A 532-nucleotide genomic window follows, 5' to 3' on the forward strand; every position below is an offset into this window, starting at 1 on the left:
CACCTGGAAGACGTAGAGTTCACCTACCGCAAAATCACCTGGACCCACGAAGTATCCGGTACTTCGGGTTCCGATGACTGGCGTTCCCCGGTCGCTGGCTAAGTCTGGCCGACCGTTTCAAAACATCGGCCAGCTCTGCTGGTCGATGTTGTTTGCGTCACCCAAGAATTCTTGCGTTCGTTGATCGCCCACTCAGGGCTTGATGGATGCTGCAGCACTGCACGAGGAACAACGGATGTTCGCGCCGGCCAACCAGACTCACTTCGCCTTGACCGTAGAAGGTCTGGCGAACGATCTCCAGGTACTTGCCCTCACCGGTCGAGAAGCCATCAGCCAACCGTTCGCGTTCGACGTCGAACTGGTCAGCGAAAACCCGTCCCTGGACCTCGAAAGCCTGTTGCACAAACCGGCGTTTTTGCAGCTCGCGCAAAACGGCACCGGCATTCACGGACAGATCTATCGCGTCGCCCAAGGCGATGCCGGTAAACGCCTGACCCGCTACTCGGTGACCCTGCGCCCGCAGCTGTCTTAC

Annotated in this window: 1 protein-coding gene and 1 pseudogene; both read left to right on the plus strand. The window is 58.6% G+C overall.

The annotated features are described in order from the left end of the window. Positions 1-102: pseudogene (locus AC1DHT_RS29330) on the plus strand (Hcp family type VI secretion system effector); the annotation flags it as partial. 133 nt (positions 103-235) lie between these two features. Further along, positions 236-532 (plus strand): contractile injection system protein, VgrG/Pvc8 family (locus tag AC1DHT_RS29335; RefSeq protein WP_477761601.1); only part of this gene is annotated, 297 nt, incomplete at its 3' end.

This window comes from Pseudomonas sp. 05N432 (assembly GCF_056396945.1).